Here is a 26,589-nt window from a genome sequence, read left to right as displayed (position 1 = left end):
ACAGCCGCCGCCCCCGGAAAGTCTGCCGCTTCTCTCACCGAGCAGCGCTGCTCCTGTCGAGCCTGCCCCTGCCGACACCCCCTGGGAAGAACCCAATTTATCGCTGTTACACCCCCCTGCTGCTGGGCCCCCCGAACCGGAGCCCTGGAACCCTGAAGTCTCGCTTTTTGACCCGAACCCACCCGATCTGGCCTCGGATGAACCCGAGGCCAGGCCTGCCTTCGAGGCCAGCCTGCTGGAAGACCCGCGTTTTCAACAACTGGTCAAGGTATTTGGCGGAAGACTGCGCAAATTCTATCCCGATGCCTCACGCGAAGCCCCCCTCGAGGCGCCTTCCCCCGAAACGGAGGGAGAGTCGGAGTGACGTTCCCGAAAGATGGGTCTCGAGGCCTCCTCTGAAGAACACCGGACTGCCCACGCCCAGAAAATACTGGTATAGACTATGGCCCTATGAACACCACCGATCTCAGTGGGGAAACCCTGGATGGCATCCTCAAGCGCCTGCGCCGTATCGAGGGGCAGGTGCGGGGTTTGCAAAAAATGGTCGAGGAGGGTCGCCCCTGCGAGGAGGTACTCACCCAGATGACCGCCACCAAGAAAGCCATGGAGTCGGCCTCTACCCTGATTCTTCAGGAATTTCTGACCATCTGCGCCAGCGATATCGCAAAGGGCAACAGTCAAAAACCCGCCCAAATTGCCGCGATGCTGCGTAAGTTTGCAGGGTAGTACCCCTGCTTGACTAAGGATCTCCAGGTCGGGAATTTGCGATACGCACAGAGGCCGGGCCGAAGCAACCCCAAAATTGCACCTCGTAAATACGCCATAACCGAGATTGCTATGGTGGGCGCGCTTAGAGCGGTTCTCCAAAAAAAAGCCTGCACTCTTCTCGAGCTCTAGAGTGTAGAGCGCAATTTTCGCCACCGGAGCAGGTGAAATTGCGGGTGAAATTGCAGCGAGGTTTATGGGCGTTTGAGCAAGATGGATTCGGCAATCTCCAGGCAGGCCTTTTCGACCTTCTGGGTTAGCAGCCCGCGTTCGGCCTGAGGGGCCATAACCCGGTCAATTGCGTTTCGCCAGACCTGATCACGCCAACTGGCAATGAGGCGTGAAATCAGCCACTCGTCTAGCGAACCCATCAGCCTGTCCACCAGATCCATTTCGGGGTTGTAGCGTTCGATCACCTGATCCTGCACGCGATCCACGGTCTGAGCAATAATCACGTTCACCTTGCAGTGATCAGCATAGCGCATCTCGCGCTGCTGGGGGCTCAGGGCTTCCCACTCGTTTTGCAACACATCGCACACTGCCAGCACCAGGTCGTAGTTGATGTGGGCATTAACCCCCAACAGCAGGTTTTGTAAGGCTTTCAGGTGGGGGCTGCGACAGCAGCCGTGGGCAATCTGCCATACCGCAGGAGCGGTAGCCGGGTTTTGTTCGTAGGCCTCTAGAGCCACAAAGTAGTAGTCGGCAAAGTGGTGCAGAAGGTGATCCACCCACACCGGGTCTTGAAACTCGTCCCTGGCAATTGCTGCCAGCATATTCTGGGTCATCATCGAATAACAACTCAGAAACACCGCGCGGCGGTCACCGGTCTGCTCCCACCGGCGAATGTGGTCTTGCATGCGTTCGACTACGGGTGTGGAGGACATGGTATTCATCCGGTTTTCTCATCTTGGGGTGGGGGCAGCAAAAAGTAAAGCGCAAATGCCCCCGCTAAGACAACGGCCACAAATGCGGCAGTTTGGCGATTCGTTTCCAGCCCTGGCCTTTCTGCACTGGCTCGACTGCAATTTCATGGAAATAATCGTCCAGTACAGCGGTACGCTCCATAGCCAGGGGAGGTACGCAGTAGTCTTGCTCCTCCCATAACAGCAGCCCATCCTCCCGCACCCTGGCCCCCCGCAATGAGGAATCCAGCGCGGTACCAAAGGGACGCATGGCCCGGATTTCACCGGACAGAAGGCGGGTTTTGAGTTCCTCGAGCTTGCTTTTTTTGGCTCTGGCGCTCACCAGGTAGTAGGCCATCGTCACCTCCGGCGGTCGAGCAGATCCCGCCTGGTTCCAAAGATTAGACTCTGAACGTTTTCGCTACCGAAGAACTCGTGGGGGAAACCCAGTTTGATGGGACTGGCTTCTTCCAGCCGTACAAGATGGGCCTCACCCAGGGTGAACTCGAGGCAGTCCAGGTTGTCCCGGATCTGGGCCTCCGTGCGGGCTCCCAGAATGGGAATAATCTGGGCGCGATGCTGTTGCTGGCGCACCCAGTTGATCGCTACCTGGGCTGGGCTTCGCCCCAATTCGTGGGCGATGGAAGCAACGGATTCGGCCAGTTGCAGCCGCTCCGGAGCGATATTCTCTCGTCTTTGCCGGGTGGGTTGGTCGGGTTCGCGAGTGTACTTTCCGCTCAGCACCCCGCCACCCATGACCGCCCAGGGCGTGACTGCCAGGCCAAAAGCACGGGCCATCGGCAGCAGGTCGCGCTCTATGTCCCTCGAGGCAATGCTGTAGGGCACCTGCAAGGCCACAAAGGGGCTCCAGCCGCGCAAATCGGCCAGGGTGTTGGCCTGGGCCACTATCCAGGCGGGCGAGTCGGAAATGCCTACATAGTGCACCCGCCCACTGCGCACCGCATCGTCCAGGGCCCGCATCACTTCTTCCACCGGGGCGGTGAAGTCCCAAACATGCAGCCAGAGCAGGTCAATGTAGTCGGTATTCAGCTTTTGCAGGCTGGATTCCAGGGTACGCATCAGGTTCTTGCGGTGGTTGCCGCCAAAGTTCAGGTCAGCCTGCCGTTCCGAAAGGGTAAACTTGGTCGCCACCACAAAGCGATCCCGGTCGGCTGCCACAAACTCCCCTACAAACCTCTCGCTGGTTCCGTTGGTGTAGTTGCAGGCAGTGTCAATAAAGTTGCCGCCCGCCTCAGCGTAAGCTTCGAATATTTTTTGGCTTTCTTCCTTGCTGGCCCCCCAGCCCCAGTCCTCGCCAAAGGTCATGGTGCCCAGGGCCAGTTCAGATACCCGCAGTCCACTCCTCCCCAGAAGTTTGTAGCGCATCTTCTCCCCTCTCCCTCATCCGCAATGGACGCATCGCCTCGATGCCTCAACGTACTGGGTCATCCGTTTTTTCGCACCCCTGCCAGGCGATTGTATCGCAGGGCCCACTTCCCTGTCTCGGCCTTTAGGCCGGGGGGCTTGCGCAAATCGTGCGGCGGTGATAGTTTATGGAAAACGTTTACATCGTGTGCTGGAGTAGCTCTTGCTACAACAAGTTTTCCTATGTCTGGCATCAAACCCTCCTCCCTGGCAGTTGATATCCGCCGCGTGGCAGCGGAGGCTGAGGTATCTATCGCGACGGTCTCGAGGGTGCTCAACAACCCCGATCGGGTCAGCCCCCAAACCCGCGAGCGGGTGCTCGAGACTGCTACCCGCCTGGGATACCGTCCCAACCCGAATGGAAAGCGCCTGCGCAAGGGCCGCGCCGAGACCATCGGCCTGGTCATTCCCTCTCCGCCGGGGCGTTTTGCCGACTCGTTTTTTCTGGAGCTGCTGGCCGGGTTGGGCGAGGGGCTATCGGATGCCGGACTGGATTTGCTGGTGGCCACCTGCCCGCCCGGCTCGGAAGAGCTGGCCTGTTACCGGCGTCTGGTGGAGGGCAGACGGGTGGAGGGCCTGGTCGTGGCCCGCACCCGCCGCCAGGACGAGCGCATCACCTATCTGCTCGAGCAAAACATTCCATTCGTGTCGCATGGGCGCTGCGACCTCATCACCACCCCCTATCCCTATCTGGATGTGGACGGACAACAGGGCTTCTATATAGCCACGCAGCATCTGCTCCATCTGGGCCACCGCGATATCGCCTTTATTGGGGCTCCGCACGAACTCAACTTCGCTGCTCACCGCCTGGCAGGCTATCGGCAGGCCATGAGTGAAGCCAGAATCCCCATCCGACCCGAGTGGTTGCTGGAGGGTGATCTCAGTGAGAAAAGCGGTTACCAGTTGTCCCAGGTTTTGCTGGAACCGCCCGAGTTTCCCAGCGCCATTTTGTGCGCCAACGACCTGATGGCCCTGGGGGTTCTGCGGGCTTTGCGGGAGCGAGGGCTCAAAGGGGGCCAGGAGGTCTCGGTTATTGGCTACGACGATATCCCCCAGGCACAGTACACCGACCCACCCCTCTCCACCGTACACCAGCCTTTTCGCGATACCGGTAAGCGGCTGGTGGAGATGTTGCTGGCGCGGCTGGGGGGGGTGGCGGTTTCACGGTTACAGGAGGTCTGGGTTCCCGAGTTGGTTCTGCGGGGGTCGGATGGCCCACCGCAAACGTAAAAGGAGGAAGGCATGAAGAAGAGCAAGTGGTTGTGGTTGGGTCTCTTGAGCACCTTGCTGGTGCTGTCGGGGGTGCTAGCGCAACAGACCGCATCGCTGCTGTTTGTCTCCACCCAGTTCACCCCCATCGAGGAAGCCCAGCGGATGCGGCAGGTGATCCTGAAAGACTTCCAGGGGCGGGTGGAGTTCATCCCCGAGGACAACGCCCCCTTCACCAACCGTATTCTCTCCGAGGTCCGGGCAGGCCGGGTGAACGTGGGCCTGGCCGGGGGCCTGCACGGCGACTTCCCTCCGCTGATCGCAGCGGGTGCGCTGGACAATGTAGACGATGTGCTGGCCCAGCTCAGGGATCGCCGGTTCTCCCAGACCTTTGTGAACCTGGGCAGGATGGGCACGGCCAACCAGCTCTACATCCCCTGGATGCAAGCCACCTACATCATGGTGGCCAGCCGACAGGCCTTGCAGTATCTACCGGCAGGAGCCAGCGTTAACACCCTCACCTACTCGCAGCTCAGAGAGTGGGCTGCCAGCATCCAGCGGGCCACCGGTCGGCGGATGCTGGGTTTCCCTGCTGGTCCCAGGGGCTTGATGCACCGCTTCACCCAGGGTTACTTGTATCCCTCGTACACCAAGAGCGCGGTCACCCGGTTTAGAAGCGACGAGGCCGAGAGCATGTGGCTCGAGTTCAGGAGCCTCTGGCAGCACGTGAACCCCCAGTCTACCAGCTACGATTTTATGCAAGAGCCCTTGCTGTCCGGTGAGGTCTGGATCGCCTGGGATCACATCGCCCGTTTGCGCGATGCGCTTAACCAGCGCCCCAACGACTTTGTGGCTTTCCCTGCACCCATCGGGCCGTATGGCCGTGGCTTCATGCCGGTGCTGGCCGGCCTGGCCATCCCCAAAGGCAGCCCCAACCGGGCCGCTGCGGTAGCCGCCATCGAGTACCTGACCCGACCCGACGTGCAGATTGCCACCCTGGTACAAAACGGCTTCTTCCCGGTCATCCAGGTTCGGTTGCCTGAGAACCTGCCCCAGGGCATTCGCATGGGCGCCGATGCCATCGCGCGGCAGGCCCAGAGCAACGTGGCCCTGCCCAGCCTGCTGCCGGTGGGTCTGGGTGCCAGGGGCGGTGAGTACAACAAGGTCTTCCAGGATACCTTTGCGCGGATCATCCTTCGCAACGAAGATGTTCGCCGGGTGCTCGATAGCGAGGCCGGCAATCTGCGCCGCATCATGAACGAAACCAGAGCCCCTTGCTGGTCGCCCGACCCTGCTAGCAGCGGGCCCTGCCCGGTGAACTAAAGCGGAAGGCTGAAAGCTAAAGGCACCGACCTTTGACGTTGGACCTCGACACGGGTTGTGTGCTGGCAAACCGCAATAGCCATCGGTGCAACTGAACCTGGCGAAAGGGGTCGGCGGTTGGATCACCGGCCTCTTTCCATCCAGGAAAACTCACCCCATTTGGGAGGAAAGTGGAAGGGTCAGATGCGTAGTGAACGGTATATCCCCTACGTGCTCATCTTGCCGAGCGTGCTGTTTTTGTTGCTCCTGTTCGCCTGGCCGCTGGTAGAGGCCCTGCTGCTGTCGGTGCGGGGAAGCGGGGGGGGGTGGACACTCGAGAATTTCCAACGGATGGCCGCCGACCTCTACTTCAGGGATGCCCTCAAGTACACCCTGCTGCTGACCGTGGTGATTGTTCCTTTACAGGTGGTGATGGCCTTAGGGATGGCCCTGTTGCTGGGAAGCATTTCCAAGGGCCGTGATCTGTTCTTGTATGTCTGGACCATCCCGCTGGGAATTTCCGATCTGGCCGCAGGCATCGTGTGGCTGGCAATTTTTACCGAGCGGGGTTATCTCAACAGCTTCTTGCAGGGCATTGGGGTGATTCAGCAGCCGCAGTTGTGGCTTAGCTACGAGACCCCCATGATGATTTTCGTGGCCGTGGTGGCCGCTGAAGTCTGGCGGGCTACCGCCATCGTGTTTGTGATTCTGGTTGCTGGATTACAGCTTATTCCCAAAGAATACAGCGAGGCCGCCGAGGTGTTTGGGGCCACGCCCTGGCAACGCTTCCGAAAAGTCACCCTGCCCCTGCTTATGCCCAGCCTGCAAGTGGCCCTGATCCTGCGAACCATTCTGGCCCTCGAGGTGTTTGCGGTGGTGGTCGTGCTGGGTGGACGCAACCTGCCGGTGCTGGCCGGCGAAGCCTATTTCTGGTACAACACCTATCAAAATCCGGGGGTGGCCGCCGCGTACGCGGTCATTATTCTGGGTATCTCGGTGGTTGCCACGTTGCTCTATTTGCGGCTGTTGCGCTCAAGGCAGGATGGTGTGGCATGAATCTGCGTCTGCTTTATCTGCTTTTGGCAGTCGTGCTGGTCTTGTGGGTGCTGACTCCCATCTTCCTGATTACCACCCTGGCCTTCAGTGATCGCGCCTCGGTATTTGCCTGGCCCAAGGGGTTCCTGCCCCAGCAGTTTTCGTTGGAGACCATCACCTTCTTCTTTGGTGTGGAGGGGGTCTGGAAGGCTATCCGTAATAGCCTGGTCGTGGCCGCCATGACCCTGGCATTTTCAATTTTGCTGGGTGCGCCCGCTGGTTACGCCCTGGCCCGTTACCGTTTTGCCGGAGCGGACTCTTACCGGGTGCTGATCCTGCTCACACGGGCCTTTCCCCTGGCGATTCTGGCCATCCCGCTGGCGGTTCAGTTCATCAACCTGGGCATCTACGATACCCCCTTTGGGGTTGCGCTGGTACACACCGCGCTGGCCCTGCCTTTTGCGGTTCTGGTGACCAGCAGCCTGTTTCTGGGCATCCCCAAAGAGCTGGAAGAAGCTGCCTGGACCCTGGGCTGCAACCGCATCCAGGCCTTTTTACGGGTGGTACTCCCGTTGGCTATTCCGGGGCTTGCGGCCACGGCTATTTTTGCTTTTGTGATCTCGTGGAACGAGGTGTTTGCAGCCACCCTGCTTACCCTGCGCGAGCGCACCCTGCCAGCTTTTTTGCTAACCTCGCTCAACGACTCCCCCTTGCCTTTTCGCTTTGCTGGTGGCTTCTTCCTGATCGTGCCAGCCCTGATCTTCATCTTCATCATCCGGCGCTATCTGTTTACCTTGTGGGGCATCGCTAACCGGTGAGACAGCCCAGAGAGGTAGTTTGACGTTGGGAATTGGCGTTCGGCGGGGTTGAGGGGAACGCAGGAACGGCGCCCGGTACTCGGTTTTGCAAACCCACTGTGCTTAAACTCCCCCAGCTTTTGGCATCAGGCAATCCGCTTTGGGCCCTTCAGGAGGTTTATGGCTGGAATCCGCGTTGAGAGCATCGAGAAGACTTTTGGTAAGTTCAAGGCTTTGAGTGGGGTTTCGCTGGAAGTGCGTGACCAGGAATTTGTGGTGTTGCTGGGGCCCTCGGGCTGTGGCAAGACCACCCTGCTGCGGATCATTGCGGGCCTCGAATATGCCGAAAGGGGGCGGGTCTGGATTGGGGATCGGGACGTAACCCAGCTCCCGCCGCGTGCGCGCAAGATTGCCATGGTGTTCCAGAACTATGCGGTTTTTCCGCACCTCACGGTTTTTGAGAATATCGCTTTTGGCCTGAGGATGCAGAAAGTCTCCGCCGAAAAACTGGGGGCCGGCGTGGAACGGGCCGCTACCCTGATGCACATCGAGAACCTGCTCGAGCGCTATCCGGCCCAACTTTCTGGCGGGCAGCGCCAACGGGTGGCAGTAGCCCGGGCCCTGGCGGTAGAACCCGAGGTGCTGCTGATGGACGAACCCCTGTCCAACCTGGATGCCCTGTTGCGCCTGGAGATGCGGGCCGAACTCAAGCGCCTTCTGATCGAGAGCCGAACCACTACCCTGTACGTAACCCACGACCAGGTGGAAGCGATGAGCCTGGCCGACCGTATCGCGGTGATGAACACCGGATACCTGGTGCAATTCGACGAACCGATGAAGGTCTATCAGGAGCCAGCCAATACTTTTGTAGGCGGCTTTATTGGCAGCCCACCCATGAATTTCTTGAGGCTCCCGGTCGAAGGCAGGCAGGCAAGAATTCAGTCGCTGGCCCTGGATCTGCCCACCGGCGTATCCAGCCAGGAAGTCTTGCTGGGGGTGCGGCCCGAAGACCTGGAAGCCCATACCCAGCAGCAACCGCAAAGCTTCCCCGCCGAGGTGCTGGTGGTGGAACCCCTGGGGCCCCATCTCCTGCTGACCTTAAGCTTTGGGAAACAGCACATCAAAGCCACCGTACCACCCGACTTCGATGTCAGAGCGGGGCAAACCCTCTGGCTCAGACCCCAGCCCGATCGCCTGCGCTGGCTTGACCCCAGCAACGGTCAGGCCATCCCTATGAGGTAGGTATGCAGATCCAGGAATCCCTCGCACAAGAAGCCCGCCGCATCCTGCAAGCCAACGACCGGGGGGGCTTCACCATTCCAACAGCCGGTCTCTATCCATTTCAGTGGCTATGGGATGCAGGTTTTACCGCACTGGGCTGGATGCGGTTCGACGAAAAGCGGGCCTGGCAGGAGTTTGAATTGCTCTTTCAGGGGCAGTGGCCCAGTGGCATGCTGCCGCACATCATCTTCCACAAACCCGAGCCCACCTACTTCCCCGGCCCCGAGCGCTGGGGGGTGGCCCGCACCCCACCTACTTCCGCCATCTCCCAGCCGCCGGTGGTGGCCAGTTTTGTGCGCTGGATGCTCGAGCAGGCCCAGGATCAGGCCCTGGCCGAGGCCAAGGCCCGAAGCCTTTACCCCAAAATACTGGCCTACCACCGCTGGTTCAAGCGCGAGCGCGACCCCCACCACACCGGCTTAATCACTTCGTTTCATCCGTGGGAAAGCGGGGCCGACAACAGCCCGGCCTGGGACGAGGCCCTCGCGCGGGTGGAGGTAGACCCCGGTCTGCCCCCCTATACCCGCCGCGATACCTCCCACGTAGACCCCAGCCAGCGCCCCCACCAGGCCGAGTACGATCGCTTCCTGACCCTGCTCGAGGTCTACAAACGGGCTGGCTTCGATCAGCTTCGCCTGCTGCAAGAATGCCCTTTCCGGGTGGTCAGCCTGCTGATTGATGGTGTGCTGCACCGGGCCAACCGCGATCTGCTCTGGCTTTCCGAACGGTTTGGGTTTGGGGACGAGGCCGAGATCGCGGGGTGGCTCGAGGCCAGCCAGCACGGTATCGAAAGCCTGTGGGACGAGGAAGCCGGTCTGTATTTCAACCGCGACCTCATCAAAGGTGCTCCCATTCAGGTGGGGGTCTCGGCCTCGTTTATGCCTCTGTACGCTGGAACGGCCAGCCCGGCCAGGGCCAAGCGCTTGCTGGGCACCCTCGAGGGCTGGGCCCGCCAGGTGCGCTACCTGATACCCAGCACCGACCCCAGCAGCCCTCGGTTTGAGCCGCAGCGCTACTGGCGGGGCCCGGTGTGGGCGGTGGTCAACTATCTAATCGCTCTGGGCTTCAGCGAGTATGGCTACGCCGAGATGGCCAGGCGCATCCGTCAGGATACCCTCGAGCTAGCCGAAGGCACCGGTTTTAGCGAGTACTTCCATCCCCTGACCGGCCAGGGGTTGGGCGGCGGTGCGTTCTCCTGGTCGGCTGCCATCTACCTGGCCTGGGGTCAGACTTCTGCCATAATGCGCTAACACAGGCCCTGGGGCCAGATCCCTTGCCTCCTCTATCACCATGACCCTTACTGCCGACCTACAGCAAAAGATGTGCGAGCACCTCGAGTTCCTCTACCCGGGCCGGGCTATGGAAGTCTGGCTGGAGCTCGAGGCCCTGCTGGCCCGCTACCCAAACCTCGCCCCCACCAGACCCCAGCCCGGCTGGAGTGAAAAAGACGCCATCCTCATTACCTATGGCGATCAGATTACCCAGGCCGGTGAAGCCCCGCTGCAAACCCTGCACCGCTTTCTGCGCCAGCACCTGCAAGGGGTGTTCTCCGGGGTGCATATTCTGCCCTTCTATCCCTATACCTCAGACGATGGTTTTAGCGTGGTGGACTTCAAGCAGGTCAAGCCGGAATGGGGCCGCTGGCAGCACATCCAGGCCATCGCCCAGGACTTCCGCCTGATGGCCGATCTGGTCTGCAACCACGTCTCGGCCTCGTCGCCGTGGTTCCAGGCTTTCCTGCGCGACGAGCCCCCGTACCAGAACTATTTTAGCGTGGTGGAGCCGGGCACCGACCTCGAGGGGGTCTTCCGGCCCCGGGCCCTGCCCGTGCTCACCCCCTTCCAGACGCCCGGTGGCGAGAAGCTGGTCTGGACCACCTTCTCTACCGACCAGATTGACCTCAATTTCGCCCACCCCCAGGTGCTGCTGGAAGTGCTGGATGCCCTTTTGTTCTACGTGCAAAACGGGGCGCAACTGATTCGCCTCGATGCAGTGGGCTTCATCTGGAAGGTGATCGGAACCCCGTGCATACACCTTGAAGGCGCCCACCGCATCATCAAGCTGATGCGGCTGGCCCTGGATGCCGTAGCCCCCCAGGTCATTCTGATCACCGAGACCAACGTACCCCATCAGGACAACATCGCTTATTTTGGCAACGGGAGCGATGAGGCCCAGATGGTCTACCAGTTCCCGCTGCCCCCTCTGGTACTGCACACCTTCCGCACCGGCGATGCCCGCAAAATTGCTGCCTGGGCTGCGGGCCTGCAACCCCCCACCAAACAGACCACCTTCTTCAACTTCCTGGCCTCCCACGATGGGCTGGGGGTGGTGCCCGCCAGTGGCATTCTGGAACCTGCAGAAATTGCCGCCATCGTGCAGCAAGCCCTGGACCACGGCGGCCGGGTCAACTACAAAGACACCCCGGAAGGCCCGGTGCCCTATGAGCTGTGCCTGACGCTGTTCGACGCCCTGAGCCATCCCCACGGCGACGAGGGCGAAGACCTCAAGGTTGCCCGCTTTATGGCGGCCAACGCTATTCTGCTGAGCCTGCAAGGGGTGCCGGGCGTCTACATCCACAGCATCTTGGGTTCCCCCTCCGACCATGCGGGCCTGCAAGAAAGCGGGATTAACCGCCGCCTTAATCGGCACAAGTTCACCGGGCCTGAGCTGGAAGGACTGCTGGGGAGCCCAAGTTCCCGCGCCCACAAAGTGCTAGCGCGTTATGCTCACCTCCTCAAAGTACGGGCCTCTTACCCGGCCTTTCATCCCAATGCACCCCAGCTCGTGATGGAGTCCAGGGAGGTGTTGCGCATCCTCCGAGGCTACCGGGATCGGCAGGTGGGCTGCTACATCAATGTGACCCCTCAACCCCAGCCCATCAACCGGGTGGGGCGCGACCTGATTAGCGGGAAATATTTTTCCGGCAGTCTTCCGCCCTATGGGGTGTTGTGGCTGGTGTGAGAAGGATTCCATGGGAACACAAATCGTCTTTCCTGCGCCGCGACAAGTTACCCTCGAGGACACCCCCGACCTGCCCTTGAAACCCAGCGAGGTGCGCGTTCGCACCATGTTCTCGGGCATTTCGGCGGGCACCGAGCTGACCCAGTACCGGGGCAGCAACCCCTATTTGCACCAGCGCTTCGACTCCCTGCGGCGGCTGTTTGTAGCGGATCGGCCAGGGCTGGCCTACCCGCTCAAGGGCGTGGGCTACGAACAGATGGGCGAGGTGGTGGAGGTTGGCCCGGAGGTCACGAACCTTCAGATCGGACAAAAGATTTGGGGCTCCTGGGGCCACCGCAGCCATGTGGTTCTGGCAGAATCCATAGCCGCACCCAGGGTCATGCCCGAGGGAGCCGACCCCCGCCTGGGGGTGTTTGCCCGCATCGGGGCCATCGCGCTGGGCCCCGTGCACGATGCCGGGACTCACCTGGGCGAGACCGTGGCGGTCTTCGGCCTGGGTGTACTGGGGCTAATTGCCCTGCAACTGGCCCGGCTGAGTGGGGCAACGGTGATCGCAGTGGACGGAATTGCGAAAAGACTCGAGCTGGCCCGCCAGCTCGGTGCGGAACACACCGTGGACTTTCATCGGGCCAACCCTGGCGAGACCATTAAAGCCCTGACCCAGGGGCGTGGGGCCGATGTCAGTTTGGAGCTGAGCGGCTCGTATGCTGCGCTGCACGAGGCTATTCGGGCCACCGCGTACAACTCGAGGGTGGTGGTGGCGGGCTTCTTGCAAGGGGAAGGGGTGGGTCTGCGGCTGGGAGAGGAGTTCCACCACAACCGTATCGAGCTGGTCTCCTCCCAGACCCAGGGCATTGGCCCTCGCCTGTCCCACCGCTGGGATCGGCTGCGGCAGGAACAAACCATCGTACGACTGGCAGCCCAAGGACGGCTGCAACTGCTTCCCCTCATCACCCATGCCTTCCCGTTTGCCGAAGTCGAGGCGGCCTTCAAGCTGCTGGATCAACAGGCCAGCGAGGCCGTGCAGGTGATTCTGGAGTTCCCATGAAACCCCTTAAAACCGCCATCCTCGGCTGCGGCGGCTTCGCCAAGCGCCATGCACAGGTGCTGCAACAACTCCCCGGCGAGGTTGAATGGGTGGCCTGCTGTGACCGCAACGCCTGGAAAGCCCAGGAATTATCCGCCCAGTACAGCGCAGGCCAGGCCCAGGTCTTCACCGACCACGCCACCATGCTGGGGGAGACCGACCTGGATATTTTGATCATCTGCCTGCCGCCCTACGGCCACACCGACGAAGTCGAACAAGCCGCCCGGCACGGCATTCACTTGCTGATGGAGAAACCCATCGCACTCAGCCGGGACAGGGCCTGGCAGATGGTAGAGGCCAGCGAAAAAGCCGGCATCAAGACCCAGGTGGGCTTCATGTATCGCTTTGGAGAGGCACTCGAATACCTGCGTACCCTGGACACCGGCCCCATTGGCCTCTTTAGTGCACGCTACTTCTGCAACGCGCTGCACGCCCCCTGGTGGCGCGACAAGGAAAAATCCGGGGGCCAGTTGGTCGAGCAGGTCATTCACCTGTTCGATCTGATGCGCTACCTGATGGGCGAGCCTCTCACGGTCTATGCCAGGCAGGCCAATCTTTTCCACCAAGAGACCCCCGGCTACACCGCCGAGGATGTAAGTGCCACCATCACCACCTTTCCCAATGGCGGCCTCGGGGTGGTCTACGCCAGCAATGGGGCCATTCCCGGCAAGTGGATTAAAGATTTCAAACTGGTCGCCCAGAACCTGACCGCCGAATTCGGCGATACCAACCAGGCCCAGCTCTTCTTCACTGCTGGGCTGGAACTCACCACCCATACCATCCAGTCCAGTCGCGACTTCTACCTGGCCCAGATGCAAGACCTCATCCAGGCCATCCGCACCGATGGCCCCACCCGCACCCCCCTGCGCGAAGGCGCGAGGTCGCTGGAACTGGTTCTGGCAGCCCGCGAGTCTGCCGAACGCGGCGCCGAGGTCAGGTTGTCGTGAAGCTTACGCTCAACCCCGACCAGACCCTGAGCCTGCTGGGAAGCTCGATCCGGCTACTGCGGGCCCGACCGGTGGTGAATGGGAGTTTAGTTGAGATCAACCGTGCCACCGTGGAACAAAACGGCCCAGACAACTGGTGGGTAAGCTATCACACCGCGCTGGGCACCTTCTGGGTGAAGGCTGGGCACGAAGGCCCTATCTGGAGGCTTCGATTTGGGCTGGATAGCCTTGCCAACGATTTCGCGCTGGACTCTTTCGGGCTGCGCTTTGAACAGGTTGAGGGCGCCCAAAAGTATCTGCGCCAGGGCTACCACAGTTGGGACGGGGCCGAGTATGTGACCCTGGGCGAAGCCGACCAGACCGGCCAGGCCCACACCCAGCTTCTCCCCGGCTCCGCCGCTGGCAGTGTGGTGCTGGGTTTCGACCGCCACCATTGCTTCCAGCACACCTTCGGGTTTGCAGGCGCGTCCCTCACCCTTCAAACGCTTTGGGATCGCAAAGAATCATCGCCCATCGAATCGGAAAGCCTGCTGATTTTTGAGCACGGCGGGGTCGAGGAAGCCCTGCGCGAGTGGGCGCGGCAGGTCGCAAAAGCCGCCCCACAGCCCCCACGCATTCCCGCCCAGTCCATCACCGGCTGGTGTTCCTGGTACAGTCTGTACGCCGCCATCAGCGAGGAAAACATTCTGGAGCACCTGCATGGCGTGAAGAGGGTCTCGAGGCGGGATGACCTGCCGATGCGGGTCTTCCAGCTTGATGATGGCTTCACCCCCGAGATGGGCGACTGGCTCCGGGTCAAGCCCCAGTTCCCCAGAGGCATCAAGCCTCTGCTGGACGAGATTCGTGCCGCAGGCTTCATTCCCGGATTGTGGATTGCCCCTTTTGTGGTGGGCAACCGCAGCAAGCTCTTCCAGCAGCACCCCGACTGGGTGCTGCACGAACGCCAGACTGGCCAGCCTCTGGTGCAGATGCGTTTTTATGGCGAGTTTCGCTGGCACAAGCGCAGCGAGGAATACTACATTCTCGATGCCACCCATCCGGAGGCATTTGAATTCCTGCGCAGCGTTTTTCATACCTGGCGACACCTCTGGGGTTGTGAGTATTTCAAGACCGATTTCATGTTTTTTGGGGCGGAATACGGCCCGGATCGCGTGGCTTACCACACCCCTGGCTCGAGCAGAATCGAGGTCTGGCACCAGGTGGCCCAGATGATCCGTGCCGAGATCGGCGATGCCCTCTGGATGGGCTGTGGGATGCCCCTGTGGGCCTCGGTAGGTCTGGTGGACGGCATCCGCACTGGGCGCGACGTGGGGGCCGACTGGCTCCCCGATGCTTACGAGCGCCTGTATGGGCTAGCCCTGCGCAACTTCGGCAACCATCTGCTCTGGGAAGCCGACCCCGACTGTCTGCTCTTGCGCCAGCATTTTCATCACCTGAGCCACGAAGAGCAGACCAGCCTGGCGTTATTTGCCGGGATGATGGGTGGAGCCATGCTCACCAGCGACGCGCTGGATGAACTTTCCACCGAACGCCTGACTTTGTGGCGGATGCTGCTGCGTTCTGCCAAGGGTTCCTGCCGCTACCCCCTGCTGGGCAACGACGAGCGCCTGCTGGTGCAGGTCAGAGGGGAGAGCCCCGCCGCCGTGTTTGCCCTCAACCTGAGCGAGCAGTCGGTGGAGCACACCTATATGCTGCATGAGCTTGGCTTGCCAGCAGCCCTCTATGGCTACCATTGGAATCAGAAAGAGGAACTGCCAAAGGCTGAGCAGATCGCTTTTAAGCTTGCTCCGCACCAGGGGGCTCTGGTGTTTCTGGATGCAAAACCGATCCAGCAAGCCCCGGTACAGCTTCCATAAAAACCTCTGGGCTATCTATTCAGCCGGGACACACGGCATGTTTTGAAAACCGCCTCCGGGCTGCATGAGTGGGTGCGCCTTCTACGGTAACCGCCCTTACCGCACCCCCATCAACAACTCAACGGTAAGCTGGTCGAGCCGCTCCAACCCCGGCCCGCGCTCGGCCAGGGCTATCCGCTTAAACTTCCTGGCCTTAAGGGTTTTGGCATTTTTCTGGCTAAACTTCCTGGTCAGCCTGGAAAGCTCGGTGTCTTGCACCTTGTAGGCTTTAATCAGGGCCTGGATCTCCTTATCCTGGTTGAACTGCCGGGCTTTCTCCTTGAGGATCAGGTAGGTGCGCATGCAGCCCCTGGCAAACTCCCAGACCCCGGCCTCGTCCTCGGTACGCAGGGCGTGGGCATCGAAGTGGCGGGGCCCGTCGTACTGGCTGTCTTCCAGGAGCTTGACCAGCAGGAAAGCCAGTTTGAGGTTCTCGGCCCCAAAGCGCAAGTCCTGGTCGAAGCGGCCCATCTTCTGGTCGTTAAGGTCTATGTGGAAGAGTTTGCCCGCGTCAATGGCCTGGGCCACCGCATGGACGAAGTTGAGTCCGGCCATGGTCTCGTGGGCTACCTCGGGGTTGAGGCCGAACAGGTGGGGCTTGTCGAGGGTGGCGATAAAGCCCAGCGCAGCCCCCACCACTGGCAGGTAGATATCACCCCTGGGTTCGTTGGGTTTGGGCTCTAAAGCAAACTGGTAGCCATAACCCTGGGACTCGCTGTACTCGGCCAGGAAGTTGAGGGCCTCACGGTAGTAGGCCAGAGCATCCAGGGTGTTCATCCCGGCGTCTACCTCGGCCCCCTCGCGCCCACCCCAGAACACATAGGTTCTGGCGCCTAGCTCGGCACCCAGATCCATCGCGTGCAGGGTCTTGTGGATGGCATAGGCCCGAATTTTGGCGTTGGCGTTGGTGAAGGCTCCATCCTTGAACACCGGATCGGCGAAAAGGTTGGTAGTCGCCATGGGCACCACCAGGCTCGAGTCTCGCAGGGCCTTCTTAAAGCTCTTCAGGATTTTGTCGCGCTGGGCCCTGGTAGCATCAAGGGGAATCAGGTCGTTATCATGCAGGTTGACCCCATACGCCCCCAGTTCGGCCAGTTTGTGCACGATGTACTCGGGGCTGAGGGTTCTGCGGGTGGGGTTGCCAAAGGGGTCGCGCCCGATGTTGCCCACCGTCCACAGGCCGAAGGTGAACTTGTGCTCGAGTTGGGGGGTGTATGCGCTCATACGGTTCTCCAGAGTTTTTCGGCACTCAGAATATCCCATACGGGCCGGGGCTTTGTACTTTCCAAAGCCAAGTGGATTTTTGATGGACGTACACCCGTAAGGAATGTCGCAGGTCACCGGTCGCACGTCGGGTCGAGGGTTGAGCGTTGAGATGCTGGTTTCACCGCACTGCCCAGGCCAGTAGATACTGGGCTGCGTAGTAAAGCGGCAGGCCCAACCGCGGGTTCAGCGGAGCCTGCACCACAAAGCGCTGGCGGGCCACAAACAGGTCGGAGAGGTAAAACAACACTGCTCCCAGCCAGATTTCACTGCGCTGCACCCCCAGACCAGCCCAGAGCATCAGGCTGATCACCACCCCGTAGGCCAGCACCGGGGCTTTCCAGTTCCCCAGATGGGGCCACAGCCAGCGAAACCAGAAATACCCTGCCCCCAGCACCAGCAGCAAACCCCACAGGGTCGGCGCACCCATCTGGACAAAGGCCCCCAGATAAGCCAGGTGGGCCAGCAAAAAGGCCACCAACCCGGCCAGAAAGGCCCGGCTTGAGCTGAACAGCAGCAACACATCGCCCAGCGCCGATAGCAGCAGCCCAGCAAAGATGAGCTGTGCAAATAAGCTATCCAGGCCCAGACCGAGCGCGAAGAGCAAGAACCCCAGCGAGCAGAGCGTCTTGAACACCGCTCGAGCCCCCCGCCGGCTCTGCCCCTCGGCCCACAACAACCCCAGCAGGCTGAGACCACCCAGTCCGAGCACCCACCCGTTCCAATCGTTCATGGCGTTCCACACAGCCTTGAGCCAGCCTTTAGACGACCCTAGTGTACCTTAGCTCGCGCTACAATCGGACTTGAGCATGAAACCCTGGGTAAGAGGTTTGCTGGTAGGGGGAGTCCTGGGTTTTTTGATTCTGGGCAGCGTACATGCGGCCCTGGCCCAGGAACCCAGAAACTGGATTGACCATGACCTGGACGGCTATCCAGATATAGCCGAGTTCCATAGCGCAGCCCAGCGCGAGGCTTTTTTGCACTGGTTTGCCGCCGTTGCCGAGGCCCAGTTCACCGCCCTCTCGTCCACCTGGAAGCCCGCAGACCAGGACTGCGCCGGGCTACTGCGGTTCGCTTTTGTGCAAGCCCTCAAACCCAAGACCCAGGCCTGGTTCAAACAGTTCGCCTATCTGCCGGCAATCAACACTCCGCCACAGAGCGCCTACCCCCTACCCCGGATCGGTCGTTCGGTCTTCCGGGTGGCCCCAGGGGCCTATCGGCCCGACGACGTGCAGGAGGGCCGCCTGGTAGGGCGCACCAGCGCGATGTATCTGATGCGGTACTCGAGCGAATTCCTGGGTCGCACCGAAGACCGGGCCCGGCGGGGCGACCTGCTGTTTTTTATTCACCCGCTGGCCCGGGGTTCGGCCTATCACAGCATGGTGTATCTGGGCAGTGGGCGGGTGGTCTACCACACCGGCTATGCGCCCCAGGAAGGCGGCGAGGTGCGGTTGGTAACCCTGCAAACCCTGAATAAACACCCCCAGAAATACTGGCATCCCCGGCCCGATAACCCCTATTTTTTGGGATTCTATCGCTGGAAAATCGTTAGCAACCAGAGCCTGCGTGCTCCTTGAATACTGTCGGGAGGCTATGTATATGAAGCGTTTTTGGAGAACAGGGACTGGTTTACTGGGACTTTTCTTGATTGGGTTGATACCGGGCTCGGCCCAGCGCCAGGAACCCCAGTTGTACGGTGGCGGAACTTACAGCCCCGCCCAGCAGGTGCGGCTGGAGTACTACCTGCCAGGGGGTGGCAGCAGCCAGATCCGCATCCTGCGCATTCGCAACCCCGAAAAGGTGGTTGAACTCGGTGGCCCGCGCGAATTTCAGCGCACCCGAGAGCTGGATTTATCTCCAGTGCGTACGGTGCCGGTTTTTCGGCTGCGCAACAACCCCTATGGCAACGTGAGCCTTGGGCGCTTGCCTGAAGGCCTGTATCTGGCCCAGATTGGCACCCCTCGTCCGACCTCGGCCACGCTGATCCTGGTGACCAGCCTGGGGCTGGTGGTCAAGTCCGACCCGCAAAGAATACTGGCCTATACCGCCAGCCTGAGCAACGGGCAGCCCCGAACCGCCCAAATTTTTGTGTCCAAGGACATGCGGGTGGTACAGCAGCTACGGGCCGAAGGCGGGCTGGCCCAGTTTCGCAGCAATTTGCACAACACCGACAACCTCTTTATGGCTGCCCGCTCAGGCACTTCCTGGGCTTTTAGCAACGCCTACTGGGAAAGCTGGAACCTGGAGAAAAACCGGGTCTATCTGGTCACCGATCGCCCGGTCTATCGCCCCGGCCATACGGTGTTTTTCAAGGGCACCGCCCGCACCGCACTGGGTCTGCGCCCGGTAGCCCATCAACCGGTCGAGGTGGTGGTGCGCGACCTTGACGACTCCGAGGTTTTCTCCGCCCGCCTCACCAGCGATGCCTACGGCAGCTTTGGGGGGCAGTTTCGTGTCGGATTGGATGCCCGGCTGGGGGGTTATACGGTCGTGGCGCGTTTACAGGGCGAGGCTCATTCGGGCGAGTTTGAAGTGCAGGAGTTTGTTAAGCCCGAGTACCGCGTCAGCGTCACGGCAGAGAAAAAAGTAGCCGTGCAGGGGGAGCGGGCCCGTTTTGTGGTGAAGGGCGAGTACCTGTTTGGCGGGCCGGTCTCGGGCGGAAAAGTGAATTACTCAATTATCCAGCGACCCTACCATCGCTTTGCGTATGTCTCGAGCTACGGCTTCTACCAGAACTACGAGTTTGAGGATAGCTACGAGGGCAGGATCATCCAGCGCGGCGAGGGGCGGCTGAACGACAAAGGCGAGCTGGTGGTGGAAGCGCCGCTCAAGGCCGACCCGCAGGACTACCGGCTGACCCTCGAGGCCGGCGTGACCGACGAAGCGGGGCGCGAAGTCAGCAGCAGTGAATTTATTACCGCGTATCGCTCCGGGATTGTGCTGGACATCCGCACCGAGGGCTACGCCTATCAGACCAGCGACGCCATCACCGCTACGGTGCGGGCGCAGGACCTGGAGGGCAACCCGGTCTCAGTACCCTTTACGGTGGTAGCCCAGCGCTCGTACTGGCTGCGCGGCAGGGGCGAACAGCGCGAGCGCGGGGTCAGCCTGCAGGGTCGCACCGACGCCAGAGGCCAGGCCAGCGTCCGCCTGCGACTACCCCAACAAGGCTCCTATGCCCTGGTCGTGCAGGCCCGCGATGGAGCCGGGCGGGCCACCCGCGCCGAGGACTGGGTCTGGGTCTCGGATGGTTCGTACTGGTTCTGGGACTACAAGAGCCTGAAGATTACCGTGGACAAACCCGAGTACAGGGCTGGCGAGACCGCCCGGTTCGTGGTGCAGTCGCCGATCGCCGATGGCTGGGCGCTGGTCAATCTGGAGGGTCAGACCATTTCCAAACCAGAAATTGTGCGCTTCCAGGGTTCCACCTTCACCTACGACCTCAAACTTACGTCCGAGATGGCCCCCAATGGCTACCTGTCGGTTACGGTGCTGGGAGGCGGCGAATATTACTCCGACGTGGCGGGCTTTTTGCTGCCGCCAGTAGAGAAATTCCTGAACGTGGCCGTGGCCTCCGACAAAACCACCTACAAACCAGGCGAGACCGCTACCTATCGCCTGAAAGTGACCGACGCGAATGGGCGTCCAGTGCGCAGCCAGGTCACGCTCGGACTGGTGGACGAGGCCATCTATCTGGTACGCCCCGAGAAAGCCACGGACATTCGCGGCTTCTTCTGGGCCTTCCGGAGCAACGTGGTGGGCACCCAGACCGCCGGAGGCTACTACTTCGGCAATGTGGCACCCGCACCCAGCATAGCGGCCCGGGCGCCCCTGGACAAAGCCGTCTTTGGGCAGGCCAAAGAATCCAAGCTGGCCGACCCTCAGGTGCGCCAGGATTTCCGCGATACCCTCCTCTGGCTCCCTACGGTCGAGACCAACGAGTTGGGCGAGACCAGCGTAGAGGCCGCCTTCCCCGACAACCTGACCCAGTGGCGCCTGACGGCCAGGGCCATCTCGCTCTCGGATACCGTGGGGCAGGCTACCCAGACCGTCACCACCACCCTGCCGGTGATTGCCCGCCTTAGCACCCCGCGCTTCCTGATTCGGGGCGACGAGGCAGTCCTGCGGGTAATCGGGCAGAACAACCTGGGCGAAAACCGGCAGGGTCAACTGAGGCTCGAGCCCACCGGCCTCAACCTGCTCGCGCCGCCCACCACCCTGGCCCAGTTCCCGGCAGGGGGCCGTACCTCGACCCGTTACCGGGTGCGGGCCGACCAGAGCGGCACCGCCACTCTGGAGGCCTCGGCCCTCACACCCGCCGCTTCGGATGCCCTGCGGATCCGCCTGCCGATTCTGCCCAAGGGCTTGAAGGGAGAACTGGGCTGGGCCGGACAGTCTGGCGATATTTGGCGGTTTGACCTACCCCCAAACACCGACCTCTCGCAGACCCGAGGCAAGCTCTACCTCACCCCCTCGCTGGCCGCTGCCGTCACCCCCGCCCTGGGTTATCTGGCAGGCTATCCCTATGGCTGTTCCGAGCAGACCATGAGCCGCTTCCTGCCCAGTGTGCTGGCCAGGCAAGCCGGTGGCTTTGTCCGGTTGCCCGAGAACCTTTCGGCCAACCTCGACGATTTTGTGGCTGTAGGGCTGCGCCGCCTCTACGACTTCCAGCTCGAGGACGGCGGCTGGGGCTTCTGGCAAAACGACGCCTCTTCGGTCTACATCTCCTCGTATGTATTGACCGGACTGTTGCAGGCCCAGGAGGCGGGTTACACCGTGCGCGAGGACGTACTCAAACGGGGTGTGGCGTATCTGCTCAAGACCCTGAACCGGCCCGACGCCAACACCTATGCCGCCGATGCGGTGGCCTACGCCGCCTATGCCTTTGCCCTGGCCGGGCCAAAATACGTGCCCCAGGGCTGGCAGCCCGGCGTACTGCATGCAGGCCCTCCCCTGCTGAACCGCACCGCTCTCCAACCATCTCAACCTCTGAATTTTGGCTACCTGCAAGACTACCTGACCCGGCCCGACCTCACCCCCTACGGTCATGCCTTGATTGTGCTGGCCTTCCAGCAAAACGGGGATCGGGCACAGGCCGAGCGGGCGCTGGATGGCCTGCTACAGAAGCTGACCGAGCGCGAGCGCAGCGCCTACTGGGAGGTGCGGGCTCCCCGCTGGGCCTGGAACGACGACCGCATTGAAGCCACCGCGCGGGGTCTGGAAGCCCTGGCCCGGCTGCACCCAGCCCACCCGGTCATTCCCAAAATCGTGAACTGGCTGATGCAGGAACGCAGAGGGGCGCGCTGGACTTCCACCAAGGACACCGCCGCAGTGGTGGTAGCGGCGCTGGCCCTGGCCGGGGCTACTGGCGAGCAACCCGGCGAACAGGAAGTGCAGGTCAGGGTAAATGGGCAGGAGCAGACCCTGCGGGTTCCGGCCTGGGGTGGCGAGCTGGCCCTGGAGGGTTTGAAGCCAGGCGAGAACGTAGTGCAGTTCACCAGCAACCATCGGGTGTATGCCGGCGGCAGCGTAGGCTATTTCGAGGAGCGGGAGTATCTGCGCCCGGAGTCCAGCGGCCTGCGGGTGGCCCGCACCTACGAGAAGCTCACACCCCGCTACGATGCCAGGGCCGAGCGTTTTGTCTACGACCGTAGCCCCCTCACTGGCTCACTGAAAATGGGGGAGTTGGTGGTCGTGACCCTCACCCTGCGCCCCGAGCAGGGCGCTATGCGGTATGTGGTGGTGGAGGAACCCACTCCGGCTGGCCTGAGTGTGGTGGAGAACGACGACTCGTTCCGCATTGCTGGAGTGCGCTCCCGGTTCGGTGACGACTACTACGGCTGGAACTACTGGTTCGACGGGCGCGAAATCCGGGATCGGCAGGTAGAGTTCTTTTTCAGCTACCTGAGTGGCCCCGTAACCTTCACCTACGTGCTGCGGGCCGAGACCCCGGGTAACTTCACCGCGCTGCCCACCCTGGCCTGGATGATGTATGAGCCGGAAGTGCGCGGGGTCGGAACGGTGCGGACGGTGCGGGTGACGGAGTAAGGCGTGAGGGGGGGCAGGGGTGCATCGCCCTTCGGGCTAGGGGGCAGGGGGGCAACTTCAGAAGCCGGTCGGCCTTTCTCTCCCAAACCCTGCTGCCCTGCCCTACTCGCCATAGTTCTGCTGGCCTTCCTAACCACTGCCCTTGCCCAGAGCTGGCAGACCACCCGTGCGCCGGGCTTCGTCCTACAGACCGCCTCGGCAGAGGACGCCCGACACCTGTCTGAAGTCTTTGGAATTCTTCAAAGGACCCGCCGAGATTTGATCGTAGCGGGCTACCACCCACCTGCTTTGGTGCGGGTGGTTGTTCATCCCAACCTAAAGTCCTATACCACCGCAACCCGGCTGCCCTGGTTCGTCCTATCTGCTGCCAACCGAATTAAAAACCAGATTGACAGCCAGCGTTTACGCGTTCTCCTCGAGCGGAAAAGCCTCGAGCGCACCCTGCGCCACGAGTTATTCCATCTGGCCCAGCCCGAGGGCTGGCCACGCTGGAAAGCCGAAGGAATGGCCATGCGCTTTGCCGGCGACCAACCCAGCGCAAGGCCGTTGGAAAACATCAGCGAGGCCGAGTTAGAACGTTTGCTGACAAACCCACCCAATCAAGAGACCTTGAACCGGGCAATGGCAACCGCTTTTTTGTGGGTAGGGCGCCTGCAAACAAGTAACCGGGGGTCGGAGGTGGAGGGTTCAAGACCATGACCGACCGCTTGTCTCCCCTGCCTCCTGCTCAATCCCTGCTCAGCTCGAGCATCTTTTTCACGCTGGTGACCTTAACCCGTGGGCGGCCCTGGGCCTGGCCTTGCTCGGTCTCGAGTGCATCGAGCTTGAGCCAGTGGTCGAAGCCCACCACCTTTGCACCCCGCTCTTGCAGCAGCCGCATTACGGCTTGCGAATCCGGTTCAGCCGCGAGAGGTAAACTGGGCGCGTCCTCCAAGAGCAGCTTGATGGTCTCGACAGCATCGGCCTTGTTGGTGCCGATCACCCCGCTGGGGCCGCGCTTGATCCAGCCAGCGGTATACTCGCCGGGCGCTATCTGACCGTCCCGCATCACCCGCCCGCCCTGGTTGGGAATTACGCTTTTGCGGCCATCGAAGGGCACCTCGGGCAAAGGCAGGCCCTTGTAACCCACCGAGCGCAGCACCAGGCCCACTTCCAATTCTTCGAACTCGCCGGTGCCCACCGCGTTCAGGTTTTCGTCAAGGCGATTGCGCTCGAGGCGAATCTTCTGTACCCGGCCCTCGCCCAGAATCGCCACCGGCGAGACCAGGAAGCGAAGATGCACCCGGCGCGGTTTGCCCTCCAGGGGTTTGGCAGCAAACCCCCGCAGAATTTCCAGGTTTTTGAGCATGGCCGGCTGGTCGGCAATCGAAGCTGCACTCTTCTCGTCGAGCTCGAGTTCCTCCGGCCTGACCACAATATCGGCATTGTGCAACTCGCCCAGTTCGCGCAGTTCCTTGGTGGTGAACTTGGCCTGGGCCGGGCCCCGGCGGCCCAGCATGTACACATCGGTCACCTGGCTCTGGGCCAGCACCGGCAGCGCGTGATCGGCAATATCGGTCTGGGTCATCTCCTCTACCGATTTGGCCAGAACCCGGGTCACATCCACCGCCACGTTGCCCACCCCCACCACCGCTACCCCGCGCATATCGAGGTTCATCTGGTGGGTTTCGTAATCGGGGTGGCCATTGTACCAGGCCACAAACTCGGTGGCCGAGAGGCTACCGGGCAGGTCTTCGCCAGGGATGCCCAGGTTGCGGTCGCTGGAAGCCCCCACCGCGTAGACCACGGCATCATAGTGGTATCGCAGGTCGGCGCGGGTCAGGTCACGGCCATACTCGACGCTGCCCAGAAACCGCACCCGTGGGTCTTGCAACACCTTCTGCATGACCTTAGTGACCGACTTGATGGTCTGGTGATCGGGCGCCACCCCATAGCGCACCAGCCCATAGGGGGTGGGCAGCCGGTCAAACACATCCACCGAGACCACGGTCGCACTCTGTTTGATCAGGGCTTCGGCAGCATAGATGCCTGAAGGCCCCGAGCCGATGACTGCTACCCGCAGGGGGCGGTTTGTGTCAAACTGGTTTGCCATTTTCAACATCCTCCAGCCTGTTTTGGGAATACGGTCGCGGGTCAGCCGCGCACAGACAGCGCAAATCATATCCCATGACCGGAGGGATGAGCGTACCTATCGGGAGGTTTTTACTTCTGTGGCTGTAATGGCCAAACCAGCCTGGGAAGGTCGGGGACGAGAACATGCCGGCCAGGCTTTCTTCCTGCCGGGTGTCCACTGCTCAAACCGTGCCCAGGCGAGCTTCGTCGGCCAGACTGAGCTCGTCCTCTTCCTCCGCCTTTGGGGCTCTTCTGCCCTTGCCGGGTTTGCGGTCAAGCTTGCGCACTTCCTCGATAAAGTTTTCCAGGCTGTCGAACTCGCGGTAGACCGAGGCAAAGCGGATATAGGCCACCGGGTCGAGGTTCTTCAGGAAAGCCAGCGAGCGTAAGCCAATTTCCTCGGAGGTGATCTCCATTTCCTTGACGGTGTCCTCGAAGCCAAAAGCAAAATCCTGCAACTCTTCGGGGTCTATCGGGCGCTTCTGGGCTGCCAGGCTGAGACCGCGCAACAGCTTGTTGGGATCGAAAGTCTCCTTGCGCCCCGAGCGCTTGACCACCAGCAAGGGCTCCACCTGGGCCCGCTCGTAGGTGGTAAAACGACGCTTGCAGCCTGGGCACTCCCGACGACGGCGAATCACCGAGCCCTCGTCCGAAGGGCGAGAATCCAGCACACGGCTGTCGGGGTTTCCGCAGAAGGGGCAGTTCATAATTTGGTCGAAGGTCTAAGGAAGAAGGCCGAGGGCCTGGAGATCTCTTTCGACCTTAGACGCTCCTTTCATGGTAACTCCCTCAGCAAGTCGTAGATTTCCGGTTGGTTCGGTGGCTCGGGGAGCAGAACCTCGAGCAACTGTCCCCGCACACCCTCCGAGACCATCGAACCCAGGGCTACCGCTACCCGCACCAGAGGCCGGTCGTGCTCCTCGCTCGTCGGATCACGGCTGGGGATAACCCCATTGACGCGCACATTGGTGGGGAAGATACGGGTCGCGCCCTCTATCAGACCCGCCACCGCTCCACGTACGGAGGCCACATGGGGCTGGTCGCGCTGCAAGGGCGGCAACACCAGGGTCACGAAGCCGCCCCCGCTCAGGTAGCGCAGGCCCTGCTGCAACACGTACAGGCTGGACTTCACATCGGCGTTGAGCAGGTCGTACCACTCCCCCTCGAGCAACTCAACAAAGGGGGTCTTGCTCTCGGCACTGGTGACATGCACAATCCCGTCGAGCATCCCAAACAACTCTTCGATCTTCTCGAAGGTGTTCATCACGTCCAGCACCACCGACATGTCGCCCCGGATGGGGATGGCGGTGGCCCCCAGTTGTTCGACCTCGGAGGCAATCGCGGTGGCCATTTCCACATCGGGGTCTACGGTGATGACGGTGGCCCCATTGCGGGCGTAGGAGCGGGCCATCGAACGCCCAAACCCCCGTCCGGCCCCCGTTACCATGACGATGCGCTGCTCCAGGCCCAGCAAATCTCGTGAAAAATCGACCATTGAATCCCATCATAGCGCAAAAAGCCGTGTGGGGCGTAATGCGTCGACCAGTATGGTTTTTGCCC

The 26,589-nt window shown here is 61.5% G+C and carries 22 protein-coding genes and 1 pseudogene; 15 read left to right on the top strand and 8 right to left on the bottom strand.

Going from position 1 to position 26,589, the window contains the following annotated elements; genetic code table 11:
* A pseudogene (locus tag Q0288_RS13065) lies at positions 1-364 on the top strand (DNA polymerase III subunit gamma/tau); the annotation flags it as partial.
* An 86-nt stretch (positions 365-450) separates the two neighbouring features.
* Entirely contained in the window at positions 451-726 is a 276-nt protein-coding gene (locus tag Q0288_RS13060) for a metal-sensitive transcriptional regulator (protein ID WP_299431118.1), read from the top strand.
* Between the two features lie 233 nt (positions 727-959).
* Here the strand turns inward: Q0288_RS13060 and Q0288_RS13055 are convergent, their stop codons facing one another.
* The 3 genes from Q0288_RS13055 to Q0288_RS13045 are packed head-to-tail and all read right to left on the bottom strand — an operon-like array spanning position 960 to position 3,053.
* Positions 960-1,658: a DUF5995 family protein gene (locus tag Q0288_RS13055; protein WP_299431116.1), complete on the bottom strand. Its 699-nt coding sequence runs from the start codon at positions 1,656-1,658 to the stop codon at positions 960-962.
* A 55-nt stretch (positions 1,659-1,713) separates the two neighbouring features.
* On the bottom strand, positions 1,714-2,025 hold the full coding sequence (locus tag Q0288_RS13050) for a hypothetical protein (RefSeq protein ID WP_299431114.1): 312 nt from the start codon (positions 2,023-2,025) through the stop codon (positions 1,714-1,716).
* 2 nt (positions 2,026-2,027) lie between these two features.
* Positions 2,028-3,053 carry an aldo/keto reductase gene (locus Q0288_RS13045; protein WP_299431112.1) on the bottom strand — a complete coding sequence of 342 codons (1,026 nt, stop codon included), beginning with the start codon at positions 3,051-3,053 and terminating at the stop codon, positions 2,028-2,030.
* 222 nt (positions 3,054-3,275) lie between these two features.
* Here Q0288_RS13045 and Q0288_RS13040 point away from each other — a divergent pair, with 222 nt between their 5' ends.
* The 10 genes from Q0288_RS13040 to Q0288_RS12995 all read left to right on the top strand — a co-directional run bounded on the left by Q0288_RS13040 (position 3,276) and on the right by Q0288_RS12995 (position 15,567).
* Positions 3,276-4,322, top strand: a complete 1,047-nt coding sequence (locus tag Q0288_RS13040) for a LacI family DNA-binding transcriptional regulator (RefSeq protein WP_299431110.1) — start codon at positions 3,276-3,278, stop codon at positions 4,320-4,322.
* A 12-nt stretch (positions 4,323-4,334) separates the two neighbouring features.
* The gene (locus tag Q0288_RS13035) at positions 4,335-5,624 is read left to right on the top strand and encodes an ABC transporter substrate-binding protein (RefSeq protein WP_299431107.1); all 1,290 of its coding nucleotides are present in this window, start codon (positions 4,335-4,337) and stop codon (positions 5,622-5,624) included.
* A 183-nt stretch (positions 5,625-5,807) separates the two neighbouring features.
* The gene (locus tag Q0288_RS13030; RefSeq protein ID WP_299431105.1) at positions 5,808-6,659 is read left to right on the top strand and encodes a carbohydrate ABC transporter permease; all 852 of its coding nucleotides are present in this window, start codon (positions 5,808-5,810) and stop codon (positions 6,657-6,659) included.
* On the top strand, positions 6,656-7,456 hold the full coding sequence (locus Q0288_RS13025) for a carbohydrate ABC transporter permease (RefSeq protein WP_299431103.1): 801 nt from the start codon (positions 6,656-6,658) through the stop codon (positions 7,454-7,456). The genes Q0288_RS13030 and Q0288_RS13025 overlap by 4 nt, the downstream gene beginning before the upstream one ends.
* Positions 7,457-7,615: 159 nt before the next feature.
* Positions 7,616-8,677: an ABC transporter ATP-binding protein gene (locus Q0288_RS13020; RefSeq protein ID WP_299431101.1), complete on the top strand. Its 1,062-nt coding sequence runs from the start codon at positions 7,616-7,618 to the stop codon at positions 8,675-8,677.
* Positions 8,678-8,679: 2 nt separating this feature from the next.
* Complete coding sequence (locus Q0288_RS13015) at positions 8,680-9,966, top strand: trehalase family glycosidase (RefSeq protein WP_299431099.1); 1,287 nt, start codon at positions 8,680-8,682, stop codon at positions 9,964-9,966.
* A gap of 40 nt (positions 9,967-10,006) precedes the next feature.
* Positions 10,007-11,677 (top strand): sugar phosphorylase, encoded by a 1,671-nt coding sequence (locus Q0288_RS13010; protein WP_299431097.1) that lies wholly within the window; start codon positions 10,007-10,009, stop codon positions 11,675-11,677.
* 10 nt (positions 11,678-11,687) lie between these two features.
* Complete coding sequence (locus Q0288_RS13005; RefSeq protein ID WP_299431095.1) at positions 11,688-12,725, top strand: zinc-binding dehydrogenase; 1,038 nt, start codon at positions 11,688-11,690, stop codon at positions 12,723-12,725.
* Positions 12,722-13,711, top strand: coding sequence for a Gfo/Idh/MocA family oxidoreductase (locus tag Q0288_RS13000; RefSeq protein WP_299431093.1), 990 nt, complete (start codon positions 12,722-12,724; stop codon positions 13,709-13,711). The genes Q0288_RS13005 and Q0288_RS13000 overlap by 4 nt, the downstream gene beginning before the upstream one ends.
* Complete coding sequence (locus tag Q0288_RS12995; protein WP_299431091.1) at positions 13,708-15,567, top strand: glycoside hydrolase family 36 protein; 1,860 nt, start codon at positions 13,708-13,710, stop codon at positions 15,565-15,567. The genes Q0288_RS13000 and Q0288_RS12995 overlap by 4 nt, the downstream gene beginning before the upstream one ends.
* 96 nt (positions 15,568-15,663) lie before the next feature.
* Here Q0288_RS12995 and xylA read toward each other — a convergent pair whose 3' ends face one another.
* Positions 15,664-16,830: a xylose isomerase gene (gene xylA / locus Q0288_RS12990; protein WP_299431089.1), complete on the bottom strand. Its 1,167-nt coding sequence runs from the start codon at positions 16,828-16,830 to the stop codon at positions 15,664-15,666.
* Between the two features lie 160 nt (positions 16,831-16,990).
* Positions 16,991-17,602, bottom strand: coding sequence for a lysoplasmalogenase (locus tag Q0288_RS12985; protein ID WP_299431087.1), 612 nt, complete (start codon positions 17,600-17,602; stop codon positions 16,991-16,993).
* 76 nt (positions 17,603-17,678) lie between these two features.
* On the opposite strand from Q0288_RS12985, the gene Q0288_RS12980 reads away from it, so the two are divergent.
* The 3 genes from Q0288_RS12980 to Q0288_RS12970 all read left to right on the top strand — a co-directional run bounded on the left by Q0288_RS12980 (position 17,679) and on the right by Q0288_RS12970 (position 23,616).
* Complete coding sequence (locus tag Q0288_RS12980; protein WP_299431085.1) at positions 17,679-18,446, top strand: DUF1175 family protein; 768 nt, start codon at positions 17,679-17,681, stop codon at positions 18,444-18,446.
* A 22-nt stretch (positions 18,447-18,468) separates the two neighbouring features.
* Positions 18,469-22,917, top strand: coding sequence for an MG2 domain-containing protein (locus Q0288_RS12975; protein WP_299431083.1), 4,449 nt, complete (start codon positions 18,469-18,471; stop codon positions 22,915-22,917).
* 291 nt (positions 22,918-23,208) lie between these two features.
* The gene (locus Q0288_RS12970) at positions 23,209-23,616 is read left to right on the top strand and encodes a hypothetical protein (RefSeq protein WP_299431082.1); all 408 of its coding nucleotides are present in this window, start codon (positions 23,209-23,211) and stop codon (positions 23,614-23,616) included.
* Positions 23,617-23,644: 28 nt separating this feature from the next.
* Here the strand turns inward: Q0288_RS12970 and Q0288_RS12965 are convergent, their stop codons facing one another.
* The 3 genes from Q0288_RS12965 to Q0288_RS12955 form a co-directional block, all read right to left on the bottom strand.
* A complete protein-coding gene (locus Q0288_RS12965) occupies positions 23,645-25,009 on the bottom strand; it encodes an FAD-dependent oxidoreductase (RefSeq protein WP_299431080.1) in 1,365 nt (454 codons plus the stop codon).
* Positions 25,010-25,211: 202 nt separating this feature from the next.
* Complete coding sequence (gene nrdR, locus Q0288_RS12960) at positions 25,212-25,736, bottom strand: transcriptional regulator NrdR (RefSeq protein ID WP_299431078.1); 525 nt, start codon at positions 25,734-25,736, stop codon at positions 25,212-25,214.
* 68 nt (positions 25,737-25,804) lie between these two features.
* Positions 25,805-26,524, bottom strand: coding sequence for an SDR family NAD(P)-dependent oxidoreductase (locus Q0288_RS12955; protein ID WP_299431076.1), 720 nt, complete (start codon positions 26,522-26,524; stop codon positions 25,805-25,807).
* Between the last annotated feature and the right edge of the window lie 65 nt (positions 26,525-26,589).

The organism is uncultured Meiothermus sp. (assembly GCF_937863175.1).
GTDB lineage: Bacteria > Deinococcota > Deinococci > Deinococcales > Thermaceae > Meiothermus.
Note: the sequence above shows the minus strand (reverse complement) of the source record. Positions and strands in the feature narration are given on the sequence as shown.

Bases quoted from the DNA above. Each gene is read 5' to 3' on its own strand.
- Q0288_RS13060 (WP_299431118.1), top strand. From the start codon at position 451: ATGAACACCACCGATCTCAGTGGGGAAACCCTGGATGGCATCCTCAAG.
- Q0288_RS13055 (WP_299431116.1), bottom strand. From the start codon at position 1,658: ATGAATACCATGTCCTCCACACCCGTAGTCGAACGCATGCAAGACCAC.
- Q0288_RS13050 (WP_299431114.1), bottom strand. From the start codon at position 2,025: ATGGCCTACTACCTGGTGAGCGCCAGAGCCAAAAAAAGCAAGCTCGAG.
- Q0288_RS13045 (WP_299431112.1), bottom strand. From the start codon at position 3,053: ATGCGCTACAAACTTCTGGGGAGGAGTGGACTGCGGGTATCTGAACTG.
- Q0288_RS13040 (WP_299431110.1), top strand. From the start codon at position 3,276: ATGTCTGGCATCAAACCCTCCTCCCTGGCAGTTGATATCCGCCGCGTG.
- Q0288_RS13035 (WP_299431107.1), top strand. From the start codon at position 4,335: ATGAAGAAGAGCAAGTGGTTGTGGTTGGGTCTCTTGAGCACCTTGCTG.
- Q0288_RS13030 (WP_299431105.1), top strand. From the start codon at position 5,808: ATGCGTAGTGAACGGTATATCCCCTACGTGCTCATCTTGCCGAGCGTG.
- Q0288_RS13025 (WP_299431103.1), top strand. From the start codon at position 6,656: ATGAATCTGCGTCTGCTTTATCTGCTTTTGGCAGTCGTGCTGGTCTTG.
- Q0288_RS13020 (WP_299431101.1), top strand. From the start codon at position 7,616: ATGGCTGGAATCCGCGTTGAGAGCATCGAGAAGACTTTTGGTAAGTTC.
- Q0288_RS13015 (WP_299431099.1), top strand. From the start codon at position 8,680: ATGCAGATCCAGGAATCCCTCGCACAAGAAGCCCGCCGCATCCTGCAA.
- Q0288_RS13010 (WP_299431097.1), top strand. From the start codon at position 10,007: ATGACCCTTACTGCCGACCTACAGCAAAAGATGTGCGAGCACCTCGAG.
- Q0288_RS13005 (WP_299431095.1), top strand. From the start codon at position 11,688: ATGGGAACACAAATCGTCTTTCCTGCGCCGCGACAAGTTACCCTCGAG.
- Q0288_RS13000 (WP_299431093.1), top strand. From the start codon at position 12,722: ATGAAACCCCTTAAAACCGCCATCCTCGGCTGCGGCGGCTTCGCCAAG.
- xylA (WP_299431089.1), bottom strand. From the start codon at position 16,830: ATGAGCGCATACACCCCCCAACTCGAGCACAAGTTCACCTTCGGCCTG.
- Q0288_RS12985 (WP_299431087.1), bottom strand. From the start codon at position 17,602: ATGAACGATTGGAACGGGTGGGTGCTCGGACTGGGTGGTCTCAGCCTG.
- Q0288_RS12980 (WP_299431085.1), top strand. From the start codon at position 17,679: ATGAAACCCTGGGTAAGAGGTTTGCTGGTAGGGGGAGTCCTGGGTTTT.
- Q0288_RS12975 (WP_299431083.1), top strand. From the start codon at position 18,469: ATGAAGCGTTTTTGGAGAACAGGGACTGGTTTACTGGGACTTTTCTTG.
- Q0288_RS12965 (WP_299431080.1), bottom strand. From the start codon at position 25,009: ATGGCAAACCAGTTTGACACAAACCGCCCCCTGCGGGTAGCAGTCATC.
- nrdR (WP_299431078.1), bottom strand. From the start codon at position 25,736: ATGAACTGCCCCTTCTGCGGAAACCCCGACAGCCGTGTGCTGGATTCT.
- Q0288_RS12955 (WP_299431076.1), bottom strand. From the start codon at position 26,524: ATGGTCGATTTTTCACGAGATTTGCTGGGCCTGGAGCAGCGCATCGTC.